The 17,461-nt window shown below is 43.3% G+C and carries 15 protein-coding genes and 1 pseudogene; 5 read left to right on the top strand and 11 right to left on the bottom strand.

Annotated elements, in window-relative coordinates; genetic code table 11:
* Positions 1 to 244: 244 nt before the first annotated feature.
* Positions 245 to 1,072 (top strand): annotated as a pseudogene (locus F8R90_RS07845) (McrC family protein); the annotation flags it as partial.
* Between the two features lie 183 nt (positions 1,073 to 1,255).
* Here the strand turns inward: F8R90_RS07845 and F8R90_RS07840 are convergent.
* Positions 1,256 to 2,527, bottom strand: a complete 1,272-nt coding sequence (locus F8R90_RS07840) for an FGGY-family carbohydrate kinase (protein ID WP_196510282.1) — start codon at positions 2,525 to 2,527, stop codon at positions 1,256 to 1,258.
* Between the two features lie 200 nt (positions 2,528 to 2,727).
* Here F8R90_RS07840 and psaM point away from each other — a divergent pair, with 200 nt between their 5' ends.
* Together psaM and F8R90_RS07830 are read left to right on the top strand one after the other, a co-directional pair.
* The gene (gene psaM, locus F8R90_RS07835) at positions 2,728 to 2,817 is read left to right on the top strand and encodes a photosystem I reaction center subunit XII (RefSeq protein ID WP_040630342.1); all 90 of its coding nucleotides are present in this window, start codon (positions 2,728 to 2,730) and stop codon (positions 2,815 to 2,817) included.
* Positions 2,818 to 3,069: 252 nt separating this feature from the next.
* Complete coding sequence (locus F8R90_RS07830; RefSeq protein ID WP_190894315.1) at positions 3,070 to 3,480, top strand: hypothetical protein; 411 nt, start codon at positions 3,070 to 3,072, stop codon at positions 3,478 to 3,480.
* 219 nt (positions 3,481 to 3,699) lie between these two features.
* On the opposite strand, the gene F8R90_RS07825 is transcribed toward F8R90_RS07830, so the two are convergent.
* The gene (locus F8R90_RS07825; RefSeq protein WP_196510281.1) at positions 3,700 to 4,425 is read right to left on the bottom strand and encodes a tetratricopeptide repeat protein; all 726 of its coding nucleotides are present in this window, start codon (positions 4,423 to 4,425) and stop codon (positions 3,700 to 3,702) included.
* A 406-nt stretch (positions 4,426 to 4,831) separates the two neighbouring features.
* Here F8R90_RS07825 and F8R90_RS07820 point away from each other — a divergent pair, with 406 nt between their 5' ends.
* Both F8R90_RS07820 and F8R90_RS07815 read left to right on the top strand, forming a co-directional pair.
* Positions 4,832 to 5,296, top strand: coding sequence for a hypothetical protein (locus F8R90_RS07820; RefSeq protein WP_196510280.1), 465 nt, complete (start codon positions 4,832 to 4,834; stop codon positions 5,294 to 5,296).
* A 6-nt stretch (positions 5,297 to 5,302) separates the two neighbouring features.
* Positions 5,303 to 5,860 (top strand): glutathione S-transferase family protein, encoded by a 558-nt coding sequence (locus tag F8R90_RS07815; protein WP_196510279.1) that lies wholly within the window; start codon positions 5,303 to 5,305, stop codon positions 5,858 to 5,860.
* A 70-nt stretch (positions 5,861 to 5,930) separates the two neighbouring features.
* Here F8R90_RS07815 and F8R90_RS07810 read toward each other — a convergent pair whose 3' ends face one another.
* From F8R90_RS07810 to F8R90_RS07770, 9 genes are all read right to left on the bottom strand, one after another.
* Positions 5,931 to 6,422 (bottom strand): YajQ family cyclic di-GMP-binding protein, encoded by a 492-nt coding sequence (locus F8R90_RS07810; RefSeq protein ID WP_190728108.1) that lies wholly within the window; start codon positions 6,420 to 6,422, stop codon positions 5,931 to 5,933.
* A 113-nt stretch (positions 6,423 to 6,535) separates the two neighbouring features.
* A complete protein-coding gene (locus tag F8R90_RS07805; RefSeq protein ID WP_196510278.1) occupies positions 6,536 to 6,934 on the bottom strand; it encodes an MAPEG family protein in 399 nt (132 codons plus the stop codon).
* A gap of 94 nt (positions 6,935 to 7,028) precedes the next feature.
* Positions 7,029 to 7,532 (bottom strand): DNA recombination-mediator protein A, encoded by a 504-nt coding sequence (locus F8R90_RS07800; RefSeq protein ID WP_196510277.1) that lies wholly within the window; start codon positions 7,530 to 7,532, stop codon positions 7,029 to 7,031.
* Between the two features lie 85 nt (positions 7,533 to 7,617).
* A complete protein-coding gene (locus F8R90_RS07795; RefSeq protein WP_230966187.1) occupies positions 7,618 to 7,890 on the bottom strand; it encodes a hypothetical protein in 273 nt (90 codons plus the stop codon).
* A gap of 30 nt (positions 7,891 to 7,920) precedes the next feature.
* Entirely contained in the window at positions 7,921 to 9,015 is a 1,095-nt protein-coding gene (locus F8R90_RS07790) for a phosphotransacetylase family protein (RefSeq protein WP_196510276.1), read from the bottom strand.
* A gap of 685 nt (positions 9,016 to 9,700) precedes the next feature.
* On the bottom strand, positions 9,701 to 10,078 hold the full coding sequence (locus tag F8R90_RS07785; protein ID WP_196510275.1) for a response regulator transcription factor: 378 nt from the start codon (positions 10,076 to 10,078) through the stop codon (positions 9,701 to 9,703).
* A 67-nt stretch (positions 10,079 to 10,145) separates the two neighbouring features.
* The gene (locus tag F8R90_RS07780; RefSeq protein ID WP_196510274.1) at positions 10,146 to 13,517 is read right to left on the bottom strand and encodes a PAS domain S-box protein; all 3,372 of its coding nucleotides are present in this window, start codon (positions 13,515 to 13,517) and stop codon (positions 10,146 to 10,148) included.
* Positions 13,518 to 13,530: 13 nt separating this feature from the next.
* A complete protein-coding gene (locus tag F8R90_RS07775) occupies positions 13,531 to 15,492 on the bottom strand; it encodes a sensor histidine kinase (protein ID WP_196510273.1) in 1,962 nt (653 codons plus the stop codon).
* Positions 15,493 to 16,229: 737 nt separating this feature from the next.
* On the bottom strand, positions 16,230 to 16,730 hold the full coding sequence (locus F8R90_RS07770) for a fatty acid hydroxylase (RefSeq protein WP_190894304.1): 501 nt from the start codon (positions 16,728 to 16,730) through the stop codon (positions 16,230 to 16,232).
* Positions 16,731 to 17,461: the final 731 nt, after the last annotated feature.

Here is a 17,461-nt window from a genome sequence, read left to right as displayed (position 1 = left end):
CTATTTGATAATGATAATCGAATAGGGGGAGGTGGGAGAGAAACGAGCGACGCTCGTTTCTCTCCCACCCTTTTTATGATTATCATTATTGTATTGTTTTCTGAATAGGTATACTACACAATAATTGTTAAAGGTCAGGATGCTTTAAGGCTGACAAGATAATATTTTTAACCTCTAATTTCTTTTGATTTGCGTTCTCTCCTATCGCTTTTAGTCTAAACTCCAGGTTTTAGAGCGATGCCGCAAAGGATTGTATCGTACTTACTTGCCTAAAACACAGCAGCTTTCTTATGTGCAGGGAAGGCTAGATGTGCAACAGATAATTAAAAATCCGTGGAATGTTAAACTTAAATGCGATTATGAAGAACATACGGCTGATATTAAAGAAAATCAAATTCTGGTATGGACACTTTATATTATTGGTCGTAGCAGTTTATCTTCAGAAAGAGTATCACCAACAGTACGAAAAGCTTATCACGCTCTACAAGGATTAGTAACGCTGCAACCTTGTAGCGCAGAAGATTGTATCGCCAGACAGTATAATCGCCTCAATCCAGACTATGAATTATTACATAATTTATGTCGATTCTTTTTAGAAAATAGTAGTCCCAGCCATGAAAGTGGAAATTACAAAACCCTACCCTTTCTTGTTGATATGGCACATTTATATGAACTTTTTATTGCAGAATGGCTTAAGAAAAACACGCCGCAAGGCTATTTTTTCAAACAGCAACATCCAATAGAAATTAGTCAGAATCGGCACTTCAATATAGATATATTACTGTGTGATGCTGATACTGGCAACACAATAGCAGTTTTGGATACAAAGTATAAAGCCCATGAACAGGCAGGAAATACAGATATTTATCAAATGATCAGCTACGCCAACACAACAAAATGCAAGCAAGCCTTTTTGATATACCCCAAAGACTTGACACAGCCACTAGATATTAAAAGCGATCAAATCCAAGTCCGCAGCCTCACCTTTTCCCTAGATGATAATCTCGATCGCGCAGGTCAAACCTTCTTAAAAAACCTTTTACTCCTAATCTCCTCAGAATCACACCAATAATTAGTAAAGGAGATAGATGACATTCGCTTGTGGCGAAGCACCCATCCCCGAATAGCTGCCCAGATGATGAACCTGGAATCCTATAGTCCGGTATCTAATCATCCCAGTATCGGCCGAGATATGTCGATTGTCACTAGGATAGATACTGATTTATAAAATATCTATGAAAAGATAGTTACACAATTAGCCTTGTTCCTCCCTTCTTCCGTCCCCCATCGCCAACAGCGCCGTCCCGTAAGCAGCTTCTGTGTACACTGACGCTACTACAGAAACTTGCAAATGACGCGCCCTAATTGCAGTCCAAGTGTCATTCGCCGCGCCACCGCCAGCAGTATAAACACGGCTCAACTTGTCTGCGCCCATTTGCTGTAATAATTCATACCCTCGCGCTTCTATGCGGGCAATGCTTTCTAACAACCCATGCAAAAATTCCCCTGGATGATCTGGGCGTGGTTCCAATCGTGGGGGGAGGTTAGGATCATTAATCGGAAAGCGATCGCCTGCCTTCAACAACGGATAATAATCTAAATCGCTAGCTTTTGATGGATCAATCTCACAGCTAAGGCTTTCTAACTCAGCGTTTGTGAAAAATTGCTTTAGTACTGCACCTCCAGTATTAGAAGCACCCCCAGTCAGCCACAAATCACCCAGACGATGGCTGTAAATCCCATATCTGGCATCTTCTACACGGGTACGACTTAACAACTTTAGTACCAACGTTGAACCAAGAGAAGTCACGGCTTCACCAGGTAATTTTGCCCCACTAGCGAGAAAAGCCGCAATACTATCAGTTGTACCTGCACACACCAGACAATCACGACGTAAACCGAATTTATCCGCAATTTCAGGACGCAATTCGGCAATGGGAGTCCCAGGAGGTAAAACTTTGGGTAGCTGAATCGGTATTTGCAACTTCTCTAGCCATTCTGGGTATTTCAACTCTTCAACGTCATAACCCAGCTTTAAAGCATTATGGTAATCGCTAATACCCAACTGTCCATGTAAGAGAAACGCCAGCCAATCTGCTTGATGCAAGAAATATCTAGCTTCACTAAAAGAGGGTAATTGCCTCATCCATAAAAGTTTGGCTAGGCTGGAGGTGGCACTCAACACGGTATGATTAGGTGGTGCTATACTCCTCAAATGCTCTAGCACCAATGATCCCCGCGCATCGTTATACAGCAATGGTGCATCTGTTGGATTGCCAGCAGCATCGACCAGCAAGACGGTGGAAGAAGTACCATTAATTGCGATCGCTTTAATTTTTCGCCGCAATTGGTCAGGTATTTGTTCCACCAGCACAAACAAAGCCTCCTGCCAAATTTTTGGCGTAACGGCGCCTGGTGAGTCCTGGAAGGGATATCGTACCTCAGCCTGAATACAAGAGGCTTCCTCGTCAATCACCACACCGCGTGCGCCAGAAGTGCCGAAGTCGATACCCAAATACAAATTCATATTTTTATAAATTTTTCTAATGGAGAATTAACTAATGGCTACTGACTAATAACTGCTTTTGTTGCATCTTGTAACAAGATATTCCACAATCTTGGCAAAACAAGGAAAAGTAGTAAACGAACTGTTCAAAATCTATTCAGGTTAGGAGGTTTTCAGCCATGCCTATCTTAGATACTCTGTACATCGCTCAGATATCTTCCATCTCGGATACTCAAGTCTACATCGCTCTAGTTGTGGCACTGATCCCAGGAGTTCTAGCTTGGCGATTAGCCACAGAACTTTACAAATAACGCTACGATGTGACACAGTTAAAAAGCTAATAATCCTGGCAGTACGGGGTGCAATTTCCAGTTGCTTGTGGCTTTATGCCATAAGTAGCTACGAAACTGGCACTTACGTAAGCCAGGTTATTTTTTAACTGGTGCAACACTTGTAGCTATTTCAAAAAAATGAAGTAATATGACAGCTAAATCAAGCAGTAATTAGCGCCAGAGGGCTTTTACAGTGCTTCCCTTCATTAAGCGAGGTTATCTTTTAGCATCATGAACGCGATTCAACCATCCAGACCACCGTTACAACCTATACAAAAACGCCGGGTCATTCCTCGACCAAAGCGGCATCTTCGTCAACGTTCTTACCAGGTGATGGCGCTGGAAAGCACAGCCAAAATAGCGGTCAATGTTGTGATTACAGCCATTGCAGCATCTGCCTTAACACAACTTTTACCTTATCACTGGTCACAGCAAGAAAAGTTGCGAGAAATTAGTACTGAAGTCAAGCTGATGGAAGGACATGTCAATAATTTGCAGACGGAATTTAGCCGTAACTTCGATCCTCAGCAAACTAAAAGTATTATGCAACAACAAGGATATCGATTTGATCCCAGCCAGCGTCGGGTCGTGTTGATGAATCCAGATCGCCGAGAAAATGAACAAACAGAGTCATCACCCTAAGACAAATAGCTAATTTGGGATTATTTAGGTTTCTTGTGATTCTGGCTACGTACAAACCGGGTGTTAATTTATATTATTGCTAATAAATAATGGTTAATAGCTAATTTTTGAATAGCTATGTAGTTATCATCTATTAGTCATTAACGATACAGCGTCACTAAACTCCAATTCAAAATTTAATAATTTATTTTGAATTTTGAATCCCCCAGAAGGGCTAATCTACCAAATAGGACGCTCAGGAGATAACAAATCGTTTAGCCAATTTTCGATTTGTAAACGCAAGCGAGAACCAGTAACGTCCCTAGTTGTTTCGAGAGAGGGCAGTTGAGTGAGGGCGCGACGATAATCAGCGATCGCACAATTCCAGTCGCCCCAAAGATGGTAAGTCCTGCCGCGTTCAGCCCAGATGTGACCTTCTAGTTGACCGAAAAGCAGTGCTACCTCAAAATTCTCAATTGCCTCCTCATATTGCCCCAAGTCACGCCAGGTAATGCCTCGGTTAATCCACGCCCGGACATGGCGAGGATTGAAATCAATCGCTTGATCGTAGTCGGCAAGTGCTGCTGCTAATTCTCCACAAGCTGCGTAGTAATTTGCCCGATTATTGTAAGCACTAGCCAAATAGGGATTAAGTTTGAGGGCGGTGTTATAGTCGAAAAGCGCTTTTTGCCTTTCACCACCTTGGAAATAAATCAGCCCTCGGTTGTTGTAATCAACGGCATTGTGGGGATGGCGGGAAATTAGTTGGGTTAAGGTTGCGATCGCCTCTGTATAATCTCCTTGTTGAGCCAACCTCAAAGCACAAGAGCGTAAGTAGCTATCCCCTAAAGTAGATGCGCTTGTGTCATTTATCCTCTGCTTTGGTAATTTATTTGTACTAGTTAAGACATATTTAGATTGGTTATTTTGCTGGTCACCGTCAGCTAAAAACGAGTGAATATTCATCTTTCCCTGCCTGAAATCCCTGCTTTTTGAAATTAAATTCTAATTTTTGTCTACGGGTGGTTTTACCACTATGACTATTTTTAAAGTATTCAGGGTTACTTAGAAGCCATCTCAAGAGAGAACTTAACCCAGTGGTACAAGATAAATTTACGCCCTAAACAAACAATTAATCCTCAAACCTAATCATGAATACTTCATCCCCAAGGTAAATTCCAGAAATAGCAGATGTTAATCTCCAAGACTAGTCAAGTAGTGAGAGCGACAAATTGGTAGAATGCCAACAAGCGGTTCTTTAGAGATGAGAAAGAGGACATAGGGACAAGAGAGACAAGGAGAATAACCCATGCCTCATGAGCCACTTGCCCCAGTATCTAGATTTAATTTTTAAGTTTTGAGAAATTTTCCGATGACAACTGCAATTTCCTATCCTAATGCCCCTGATTTAGCAACCGATGATTACATTGTTATCGGTTTGGCAACCTGCTTCGTCAAAGAAGATGGAGAAGTTTATCAAATCGAAGTTATAGAACCGATTCCCTCTGCGGCTTTGGAAGCGCTTTTAAAGGGTATCCCTACCTCCTATAAGCTGGCTCATGCAACAACTTTGGGATCTGTGCTGGATGGCGATTCACCATTGTCGCCAGATGGTTTCCCAGATTCGGCTCAGTTTGGAGAGGAATTTGTACCACGGGCATTTGCAGCAGCTCGTACCTACAAGCGTCGTGAATCTGCAAAATCTTTAATTCCCTTAGGTACAAACTACACTGAATTTAAGTATTCCATTGAGCGCAAGCGGGTATTAAATGCCGCTAGAGTTGTCACCAAAGAAGACAACGTTAAACAGCATTCTCACACTCACAAAGTTCTTTAAGTAATTATGCTCAAACTTTACGGAGGTGCTCGTAGTCGAGCATCAATTGTTCACTGGTATTTAGAGGAACTAGGAGTTCCCTACGAATTCGTCAAGCTCGATATGCAGGCTGGTGAACACCTCAAACCTGAATATTTGGCAATTAACCCAGTTGGCAAAGTTCCAGCAATTGTTGACGGGGATTTTCAGCTTTGGGAATCTGGGGCAATTTTGCTGTATCTTGCCGATAAGTACGGTAAAACTCCACTTTCACTCCAAGAACGTGCTCTATTTTCCCAATGGGTGTCGTTTGCCAATGCTACCCTTGGGCCAGGAATTTTTACAGAAGCAAGCCGGGAGCGGGAAATGCCCCGTTTGTTGACTCCGTTAAATGAAATTTTCAGTAAGCAACCTTTTTTGCTTGGCAATGAGTTCACTGTTGCTGATGTGGCAGTGGGGTCTATTCTGAATTACATTCCCATCATGCTGAAACTAGACCTCAGTTCCTACCCAGAGGTGTTGAAATATATGAAGCAGTTATCTGAGCGTCCAGCATTTCAAAAAAGTGTTGGCGGACGGGGTTAAAATAATTCGTAATTCGTAATTCGTAATTCGTAATTCGTAATTGAATTTTTAACTACGAATTACGAATCTTTTAACGATAATTTGTAAATTGCAAAGCAACTGGGTAGTCTTCTTGTTTGAGCCGCTGCATAACTACTTGTAAGTCATCTTTAGATTTGGCAGAAACCCGCACAGCATCACCTTGGATTGAAGCTTGTACCTTTTTGAATTCGTCCCGAATCAATTTGGAAATTTGTTTGGCGATTTCTTGACTGATGCCTTTTTTGAGTTTGATTTCTTGACGGACGCGATTACCACTGGCTGATTCAACTTTGCCAAAATCAAAGATTTTCTGCGAGAGGTTACGCTTGGCGGCTTTTTCTCGCAGAATGTTGTGTACAGAATCTAAGGTAAACTCGCTGTCAGTACTAACGTTAATGCTTTCTTCGACTAACTCGACAGTCGTTTCAGTGTCTTTGAGGTCGTAACGACCTTTGATGTCTCGTATAACTTGATCGACAGCGTTAACCAACTCTTGTCGGTCAAAGTCGCTCACAATGTCAAAGGAAAAAGTAGAAGCCATAAAACATTTTGGATTTTAGATTTTGGACTTCGACTTCGCTCAGTCGAACGATTTTGGATTGGGGACTAAGGATTGAGAAAACTCTTTCCCAGTCCCCAGTCTCCAGTACCCACTTAACTAGTCGCTTGGATGATGCTCAAGAAAAAGAGAGTGGCAGAGCCAAGGATGCCAATGCCAAACATGAGCGATCGCAAAAGGGGTATATTCAAAATATAAAAAATTGAGTATAGCAAACGGGCTACCACAAAGGCGATCGCAGCCACTTGTGCTGTAAAAGAATTTACACCAGTTACGTATGCCATCAATGCCGCTGCCGCAAACACCATAAACGCTTCAAAGGTGTTCTGATGTGCCCAAGTAGCTCTTTGGGCGTATGGTGGCAATTTATCAAACATCGCACGAGGAGTAGAAAACATTTCATACCCAATACGCACGCGGGCATAAGCTACCAGCAAAAATGGCAGGTAAATTAGAACGGCAGCAGCAGCGATCGAGTACAAAAAAATAGTCATTATTTATTAAGCATTGGTTATGAGTCATTAGTCATCAGTCAATAGTCATTAGTCAAATAGAAAAGACAAATGACAAAAGACAAATGACAAATGACTAATCAAAGTAGAAGAGGGTCACCACTTTTCTTTGTTCTTCTGCATCTTGACAAGTTTGCAACAGGGTGCGGCTGTCGTGAAACGCAAAGCAGATCAGTTGCTGGCAACGAGAGACAATTTCCTTGTTGCACAGGTAACTAGCTTCAGCAAGGGACAGAGTATCATTACTGGGATTTTCCACTAAATGCATTACCTGTTCTAGTTGCTGGCGCGATTCCAAAGGCTGGCGTTCCAGACTTTGGGGGAGAATCACCGTTAACAAATTTGGATCAGCCCGCGTTGCTCCCCGGATGGCAGCTGAATTTGTACCTGTAGCACCAGAAGTAATGATTCGATTACCCGATAAAACTAGGGCATATGTCATCATTTCAATAAGATTCTGATGCGTAATCGGCACATGACGAGAACCCAGCAAGGCGATTCTTTTGGAACCCGTTTGCTGGATTGTCGCTAGTTCTTGCGCTAATGTATCTAGGTTAATAAGGTCTGTTGATTGGCTCAAAGATGGACATAATCCGAATTAAACGACCCAGATATTTTACCAAACAGCGTGTAGATGCGAGGAAAACTTGAGCTAAACATTGCTACTAATTTTCGATTGTTTGGTTCAGTAACTCCATTGCTTGGTTACACCAGGTTAGCCAATGTGTTTCGTAACTAATCCCATTTAGGAGAGTCAAGTACTGAAATTTTCCTGATTCTGGCAGTTCTTGCGGATTCTGAAAGTAACGCTGTTCTAAATTTTTGTACGTCGTCCCAGCTATGGGGCGGAAGGAAATAACACGCCGTCCCCTAGGAGGTGACGGCGAACCATCTGTACCCTCAGCAGTAATACAGCTGCCTAACTGATAACTGAGCATTGATGCTCTTAATTGCTTGAGTTGATGAATCTAAGACAATGCCGCTGCCGGAGTTAAACCTAGTTTAGATATCAGGCGGTCAATGTCAAAATGCTCAGACATCAACTGGCGAATGCACTGAACCTTAATCGGCTCGTGGAGGCGGACTTGCCCAAAAGTGCGGTCAACAATTTCTACAGTGGTGAGGGTGTCTAAGTCAACAGATAAAATCGGGATTTCTAGTTCCTCAGCGCGACTGAGAATGAACGGTGGCGGTGGTAGTTGCCCGGTGAGAATTAAACATTGGGTAGAAGTTTCCAAAGCAGCTTGCTGAATTTCCACGCGATCGCCTCCTGTTACCACTGCCATATTTCGGCGTTTGCGAAAATATTTCACAGCGGAGTTGACATTCATCGCTCCAATTGCCAGACTTTCTACCAACAAATCCATGCGATCGTTGCGACAGAGAACATCAGCCTTTAACTGTTTGACTAGTTCGCCAACACTGACACTGCGGAGCAAAGCATTGTTCGGCAGCATTGCTAGTACCGGAATCCCCTGGTGTTCCAAAAATGGGCGCAAGAGAGTGTCAACTGCTTCTAGTTGGGTGACAGGAATATCATTGATCACAACTCCAAGCAAGCGATCGCCTACACGCTGTTTCGCAGCCAATAGCGCCTCAACCGAAAGCAACGATTTATAGCGGGTTACTAACAGCACACCAGCATCCAATACTTCAGCCATTTGCAGCAAAGACAAGTCAAACAAATTGCCTTCAGACAAATCACCAGGCCCCTCCAGTAATACCAAATCACCTTGGGACATTTGTAAATATTGCTGTATTAGGGACTGCTGATAATCGGTTTTATCTTCCCCTCGTAAGCGTTTTTGCACATTGAGTTCATCCAAAGCCAGCATTGTAGGTGCAACACGGTTTTCCGGCAAATTGAGGCTAAGAGCGATGAATTGGACATCTTCCTCAATTACGGTTCCACTAGAGGAATTCAAACAGGTACCAAGCGGTTTACCGTAGGTAATATCCAGTCCTTTTTGCTGTAGCTGATGAGACAAACCCAGAACAGTTGCAGATTTACCGCTGTAAGTCTCGGTTGATCCAATCAGCAAATATTTAGGGGATTTTGGCACACATGCACTCCTAATTTCAAAAGTCAGAAGAACCCAGCTAGGTGTTTCCTAATTCTAGTTCCTTCTGGCAAAAGCCTCTCGCTCTCACAAATTAAGGTTTCCCAGAAATACCTTTTGGTTGAACAAGCACAGGGCAGGTGAGCCGGGGAGGCTAACACTTACAGCAATTTTCAGGTATTACCGAAGAAAGGCAGAGAACAGTTATTGCTGGAGGCAGAAGGTTTTAGAAAATAATTCTCCCCTCTGTCAAAAGGGTCTAGATCAAGTCAGTTCCTCCATGAAAAACAAAAAAATATGTATTTCAAGCGGAGAGTGCAACAAGAAATACAGCGTCCTTGCTAAATCCCCTGAATTTATTTATGGGGATTCCTCTTGCCTCCTGCTTCCTTAATCGCCCCAGTTAAAAAGTAATGGAGACTTGGGGTACGGTTCGGTTAAGGGAAGAGACGCGATAAATCGCCATCTTTACAATAATCAGTCCTTTGTAGAGACGGCGATTTATCGCGTCTTTGTGATATTTTGATAGTTTTTAAAACTATTTATTCTATCGAAAAAATTGAAATTCGAAATAGCGTAGTATCAGAAGCAAGCTCCATCGATTGTGGATAAATTAGTATTACTAAGTACTGCGATCGCCTCCAACAAACTGAAAGCAAAAGCAGATGAAAAGCATTCATTACTTTCCTCAAAAACCCAACACCTGCTTTGATTTTTCAAGTACTTCTTTGGGACGAAATGGTTTCGTTAGATATAAATCTGCACCAACCTCAATTCCTTTTTGTTTATCAAATTCTTGTCCTTTAGCTGTCAATATCACAATGTAGATGTCAGTCATTTGTAGGTCGTGTTTCACAATGTGACAGACTTGCAGACCATTCATTTTAGGCATCATCACATCGAGAAAAACTAGATTTGGTTTTTCAGTTTTAATCGTTTCGAGAGCTTCTTCTCCATTTCTAGCAGTTAGAAGTTCAACACCCTCGTCTTCTAATGCTTCTAGGGCTTGTTCCATCAAAATCAAGATATTGGGTTCATCGTCAACAATCAGAATTTTCTGGGTCATAAGATTAGGGAGTGGGGAGTGGGGCATTGGGTTAAACTAATTTTTTCACAGTACCCAGTTGCAGCGATTACTGTTCGGACAGCATAATAAAAAATACATTTTCCAACTCCTTCTCAAACCGTAGGGTTTTCACCAAATCGGCTTCTTGAGAGAAGAAAGAATCGATGATGATCATGTCAGGTTTGGCTGACAGGGCTTTATAAATGCATTCTTGCGGATCGGAGGCTTCAATCACGCTGTATCCCTGAGTTTGCAGTACATCTGATAGGGTTTTTAAGGCTGATGCATTTTTATCTACAACCAATACCTTTTTATTAGAAGTGCCTTGATAAAGGAGTGAGTCAATTTCGTTGAGGAGTTTCTCTGTGTCAATGGGCTTAGTGAGATAGCGATCAATGCCAATATGGTAGCCCCGTTCTTTGTTTTCAATAATTGACAAAATAATGATCGGAATGTCTGAGGTCAGGGGATCATTTTTGAGAACGGCTGCCACATCGAAGCCGTTGATTTGGGGCATCATCACGTCCAAAAGGATCAGATCGGGACGAGCTGTTTTGATTTGATGAATTGCATCCACACCGTCTTTCGCTTCCCGAACGTTGTAACCTTCGTTTTCCAGTTGTTGACGGAGTAGTTCTCGAATGTTGGCATCATCATCTACAACCAAGATCGTTTTACGGTTTTGGTTCAGTACAGTGTTTTTGGTGATGACGTGTTCTTTGAGTTGTTTGACTAGCGTATCCAGATTCAGATTAGGAGTGGTTTTTGGATCACAGGCGTAGGTGGGAATGATGAACGAGAATACGCTGCCGTTACCTGGTTCACTCTCAACCCAGATTCTACCGCCATGATGATCGACGATTTGTTTACAGATGGGCAGTCCTAACCCTGTACCTTTGGGTTTGTCGGTGAGGGTGTCGCCAACTTGGCGGAATTTCTCGAATACTTTCGGCTGGTCTTCAGGTGCAATACCAATGCCTGTGTCGATAACGCTGATGCAAACACCGTCGTTTCCTTGTTTAACGCGGCAGGTGACACAACCAGATTCGGTAAACTTAACGGCATTGGAAATCAGATTGATTAGAACTTGCAACAGACGATTACGATCGCCTACTATCTGGGGCAGTCCAGGTTCAATCTCGCTGACTAACTGCAAGCCATTGGTTTCAAATAACCCGGCGGTAGAATTAGTTGCCCAATCGAGTAATTCGCTGGGATCAAGGGGTTGCATTTGCCATTCCACCTTACCTGCTTCCATCTTGGCGATGTCCAGGACATCGTTAATCAAAGATGTGAGCCGTTCTGCTTCTGACACAATAATGTTGAGATTGTCAGCCACCCGCTTAATGGTTTTCTGAAGCTTACGGTCTTCGGTAGAAAGCATTGGGAACACATCGGTTTCCAGCTTTTCTTGAATAATCGATGCAAAACCAAGAACAGAAGTCAGCGGCGTCCGCAGCTCGTGGGAAACCGTTGAAATGAAGTCGGTTTTCATCTGGTCGATTTCCTTTTCTGCTGTCACATCCCGAATCAGCAGCGCCGAACCGAAGCAGGCAGCGGGTTCCTGATCTGCCGTCTTTTTGAAAATGGCAGTCGCCACTGCCTGACCAATGCGTTCCTTTACCAGTGCAACTTCGGCAGAGAAGACCTCTCCAGGATGGGACTGAGTTCGTGCAACTAGGTCTGCTAAACCAGATATCGGCAATTCTCGATAGTGTCCATTGAGGGCACTGGCTGTCAATCCATACATAGCTAAAAAGGCAGGATTGAAGTGGGTGATTTGTCCTGTGGTGTCTGCCACTAACAAACCATCTGCTAAGTTATCTAAAATCGCATTTAATCCCTGCGCTTCTGCTAGGGTATTTTGCAGGGCAGCCGTCCGCTCTACAACTCTGGCTTCTAGTTCTTGATTCAGTTGCCGCAGAGCGATTTCTGCTTGTTTGCGGGCAGTGATGTCGGTATTGATTTCTAGCACCGCGCAGGGCTGACCAGAGATATCTCGTTGTAACGTCCATCGGCTCTGCACGGTAATCAGTTTGCCATCATGGGTGAGATGTTCGACTTCTCCTTCCCAATTCCCTTGCTCTAATAACTCTGCTGTAATTTCTTCCTTTGGTTTTAGAAAGGTTTTTTTGATAAAAGCCTGAATGCATTGGTCTTTGACTTCCTCACGCGTCCAACCGTAGAGCCTTTCGGCACCCTGATTCCAGTGAGAGATTTTGTCGCTCATGTCGCGGACAATGATGGCATCGCTGGAATGATTCAACATATCCAATAAACGTTGATTTTCAGCTTCTGCCAGCTTGCGATCGTGAATATCAGTGCAGGTGCCAATCCATTCCCGAATGCTGCCGTCTTTTTCCAGGACGGGGGCACCACAGACAGAGAAGTAGCGGTATGTGCCATCCTTGCCACGCAGCCGATATTCAGTTTGGTAGATACCTCGGTTTGCCACAGCAGCATTCCAAACTTCTGTGGAGTTGGCACGGTCATCGGGGTGAATGGGATCGATCCAGCCCCAACCCTCAACTTCAGCTTTGCTCTGCCCCGTATAGTCCATCCAGGTGACCATTTCACTGCTTATTCCCAGTCCTTCTGGGGTAGCTCCCCAGACGATCTGTGAAGTAGCAGTTACTAAGGAGCGATATCGTTCTTGAAGACGCTGATTTTCGGCTTCTGCCAGCTTGCGATCCTGAATATCGGTGCAGGTGCCAATCCACTCCCGGACGCTGCCATCTTCTTCTATAACGGGCGCACCCCAGACCCAAAAGTAGCGATAGTTGCCATCCTTGCCACGAATTCGGTATTCAATTTGATACATACTCAGGTTTGCCACAGCAGCACTCCAGACTTCTCCGGTGTAGGCGCGATCGTCTGGATGAACGGCATCAATCCAGCCCCCATTTTCCGCTTCAGCTAGACTTTGACCTGTATAAGCTATCCAGCTTGCCAGTTCAAAGCAAATTCCTTCTGGTGTACTTACCCAGACGATTTGTGTGTTAGCAGTTACTAGAGAGCGGTATCGGGCTTCACTCTGTTTTAGTATTTCTTCATTATGTTGGCGTTCCTGCTGAACGCGTCGAAGGTCGCTGATATCCTCCACACTAGACCAGATTAGTTGCTCTCCATCTTTCTCAATCATCAGTCCAGAGATTCTGACCGGAACCAGATACCCGCCTTTGTGGATTAACTCCTTCTCATAGGGGCCATAACGACCAGTTTGTTCTAGGTTTTCCAGGGTAGCTTGGTCGGTAGCTGCATAGTTTTCTGGAGTAATCTGGTGATAGTTGAGATTCAGGGTTTCTGGAACAGTTCGCCCCAAAATGGCAGCATAGGCGGGGTTGATCTTAATTAGCGTCCCATCTGTTCGGCATAGTACTAGCCCAACAGGACATAGTTCAAATAGCTGACTGTTGTATTCATCAAGTTGGTTAAACATGGTTGAGGTTTCTTTAGTGGCGTATTTGGGTAGGGTTAGAACAACAGAACCAAGACAACAAAGTGGCGTAAAGCTTTAACGAAATTGGGTGGTGTTGAAACATCTGGTAAAGTTGATCGGGTGATGCAGCTTCCACAGATGGACTATGGTGTGAAAGTCGCTGGATCAATTGAGTGTGGCGGATCAGCAAATCCGTCGGTTTGAGCATTGGAGCTGTTGATGGAATGAAGCCGTCGGCATCGGAGGTGGCGGATGATTCGATTGTGGAAGTTGGCGACGCAGAGTTGCTATTTTGTTCTTTAGCAGCGTCTGCCAATGCACAATTGACTGGAATTTGAATCCAGAATTCTGTGCCTTCACCTGGTTGAGAACGACACTTGAGTATTCCCCGATGTTTGTCTACAACAATTTGGTAGCTGATTGCCATGCCTAACCCGGTTCCCTTACCAACTTCTTTGGTAGTGAAGAAGGGATCGTAAATGCGGCGAATTACTTCCTCCTTCATGCCTGGACCGTTGTCGGCAATGCAAATCACAACCCACTGGTTATCGAAGAATTCAGTCCGAATGGTGATTTGGGCTGTAGGGGGGGATATTTCTTCATCGTCCATTCCTTCCTCTAGAGCATCAATGGCATTTGCCAGGATGTTCATAAACACCTGATTTAACTGTCCGGGGTAGCATTCAATCAGGGGAAGTTTTGCATAGTCTTTAACGATTTCAATTTTCGGTCGGCGAATAGCTGCTTTCAGGCGATGGTGAAGAATCATCAGCGTCCCATCGATGCCATCGTGGATATTGACGGCTTTCATTTCTGCTTCGTCATGGCGGGAGAAGTTTTTCAGGGATTGGACAATTTCTACGATGCGACCTGTGCCCAGTTTCATCGAATCTAGCAGTTTGGGGAGATCCTGCATGATAAATTCCAAGTCTATATTGTCTAACTCTGATTCCAGTTCTGGAGGAGCAACAGGTAGAAATTTCTGATACTTTTCCAACAGGTGTAACAAGTCTTGGGCGTACTCGGCAACATACCTTAAATTGCCGTAAATAAAGTTAACCGGGTTGTTGATTTCATGGGCAACTCCGGCAATGAGTTGCCCTAGACTGGACATTTTTTCACTTTGGATCAACTTAGTTTGAGCCAATTGCAACTCATGGAGAGCTTGCTGAAGCCTCTGTGTCTGGGCTTTTGCCTGGACGGCTGCTTGAGTGCTCTGCTCGTAAAGCATAGCTTTGTCAATAGCGATCGCTGTTTGAGAGGCAAAGATACTCACCAGTTTCAGGTGTTCAGCCATGTATGAGTCAGTTTTGGGTGTTCCAATAGCGATCGCTCCCAGTACCCGCTCCTTGGCTCGCAACGGCACACAAATCAGGGCGCTAACATTTTTTTGCCCCTCTAATCGAGGATCGGCTTGGACATCATTGATTAGTTCTGCCCGATTGGATTGCACAATGTTGCCAATAATTCCCTTCCCTGGTTCCGGCTGACTGTGGTCAAAAAATATTCCAAATTCGGCAATAATTTCAAATGCAGTTGCATCTGGACTCAGGAGCAGAATCATCCCCGCAGATGATTCAATTAATTGACTCAATTCCTGAAGCACGAGCTGGGCAATCTGTCGCGTATCTAAACTTGTTGTCAGTTGAGTTGAGATATCCTCAAACAAATCAATTTCCTGGTATCGCTCCAGCAATTCTTTGGCGAGTTCTTTCTTTTCAGCTTCCTGCTTTGCCAGAAATGAGAGCAAAGTCGCAAGTAGAGTTGCCTGTTCTTTGCCAACAACCCAACCGATGATTTCTCCTGACACCTCGATTGGATATCGGTTTTTCGTAGTTTGCTCCCCAATGCTAATTAGTTTCGTGCCGTCTACCAGTTCAACATCAATCGCAATGTTAAACTGGTAGACTAATTTATGAAGAAGAGATGGCAAATCTTTTTTGTTGAGAATCTTTCTGAGGCTAACTGCGGACATGAAACACCTCATAAGCAGCAGGTTGTAAATTGACCGCATTCAAGCCAAGCAGGTTATTAACTAAATCGAGGAAGGCAGGAGGAAAACTGTTCTCAACCTCCTGCTGCGACCAGAGGGAGCTTGGATTTAAGTCCCTCACTGTTGCGTTCACTTCCCACAGGGTACGAGAGTTCAGTGGCTTTAATTCAGGAGGGGTCGAATCCCCGGATGATTTTCCTCTCCTGCCTACTGCCGACGCTCGCGGACTCGCTACCGCTGCGCTATGCTGCCTGCTGCCTTCTTCACCGCAGCTATCCATACTCCTTCGGATAAGCAAACTACGCCCAGCATCTCCAAAAAAGAAAGAAATAGTCATAAAAATCTAGTGGAATATAATAATTTACTAATTAAGACTAGTTTTCCCAAAAAGATGGGCGACATAACAGCAAAGTTGAGCGGTAGCAAATATCTTTAAACTCGGTAGCAGAGGCATTCTTCCGCCTGTGTAACTCGCTTACTTTTTGATGAGTTATAGAAATAACTATATAAAGGCATAGTTTTAAAGCTATGGTCAATTGATGTCTCTTGTTGCGACTACTCGGAAATTGGGAATCAGCTTTTTTGAGTATGTAGGTAACTGCATTTATAAGACTGGAATAATCCGCTCTTTGGCAAAAAATAAATAGTCTACAAAAAAAGCTGCGATCGCAGCTTTTTTTGGTAATTTTAAAAAGTATTTAGGTAAGCAGTAACTTCAGTTAGATTCGAGAGTAGCGAAAACGAAGTCTGAGTAGCCGAAGCCAGCGTAACCACATTTGTGCAGGCTGTTCAAAAAAGGTGAAGATATCACCGAAACCTAAATTAGTTTTGTGATGATGTAACCAGTGTCTCTCAGGAGTAGTAATAAATAGAATTTGGCATAAAATATTTACAGGCTTTGAAGTTTGCCAACCCAGTACACTTATGTGTCTCCACCATACATGAAGCTGACCAAGCAGTAATCCAGAGATAACGCCGATGGGAGAAAAAGACCACAAGACTACTGCTATGAGTACATAAGGCAAAGCTCCCAAGATACCATCTAAAAGAACCTGGGGATTAAAAGTCAAAATAGCGTAGTGGCGGAAGTCCTTCTTCCAGGAGTGGTGCGTTTTTAAATGAAGGCTACCAAAAACGTGCTCGGGTACATGATAAATAAATGTAGATAAAAAATCACCAAAAAATAGTAATAACCAAGCAACAGCGATAGCCTCAAGCATTTGTACTCCTCAAGAATAGTTAAGAAAACTCCACAGAAAATATGCAAATGTCATACTGTCGGCGTAGACACTTGGTTTTCCGCTATCTATGCAAGCAGAACCTTTGTGTCTCATGGGTCTACGCTCCAGTTAATTTGGCTCAAAGTGTATTTGGGTCAGTTGCAGTTTCATGAATCTCTGATCCTTAATGCAGTAAACAGCAACTTGTTACAACCTCCTATTTAGCTTCTAGCTCTGGGTTAATGGTAGTCATACATCTAAATACCGATTGAAATACAGTATTTTGCCATAGTTACTACACAATCTTCTTACTAAGAGATACAGCGTAAGCAAAGGTTGAGTTAAAGTTAGTACAAATTTAGGTTAAGGCTTTATTCAGTATTGTTAATACTAAATTGATGGCAATTAAGCTACAATTATGACTTTAATCAGACCGATATAAATAGGAATTATGCCAACATAACCTGGGTTATCAAAGTGAGTAAAACAGGTTTTAAATTAAATTCGAAATTTGGAGTATCTAGAATTAACTAAATGCCATAATAGGCTATAAATCAACCAATCATAGGTAGGGAGTAGCGCGGAGAATAAATATTTCCCTGTGTCCGCGTCTCAATATATCAATTTTCATCAGTCTGCCCGAATCAAGCCTTTAATCTGAAGAACGCAGCACTGGCGGTTTAATATCTATCCTTACCTAAATCGGAGAGAAGGCTCCCGCCATAATCTCT

The organism is Nostoc sp. NZL, assembly GCF_015714705.1.
GTDB lineage: Bacteria > Cyanobacteriota > Cyanobacteriia > Cyanobacteriales > Nostocaceae > Nostoc > Nostoc foliaceum_A.
The sequence above is the reverse complement of the archived record's forward strand: the minus strand, read 5'-3'. Positions and strand labels throughout refer to the sequence as shown.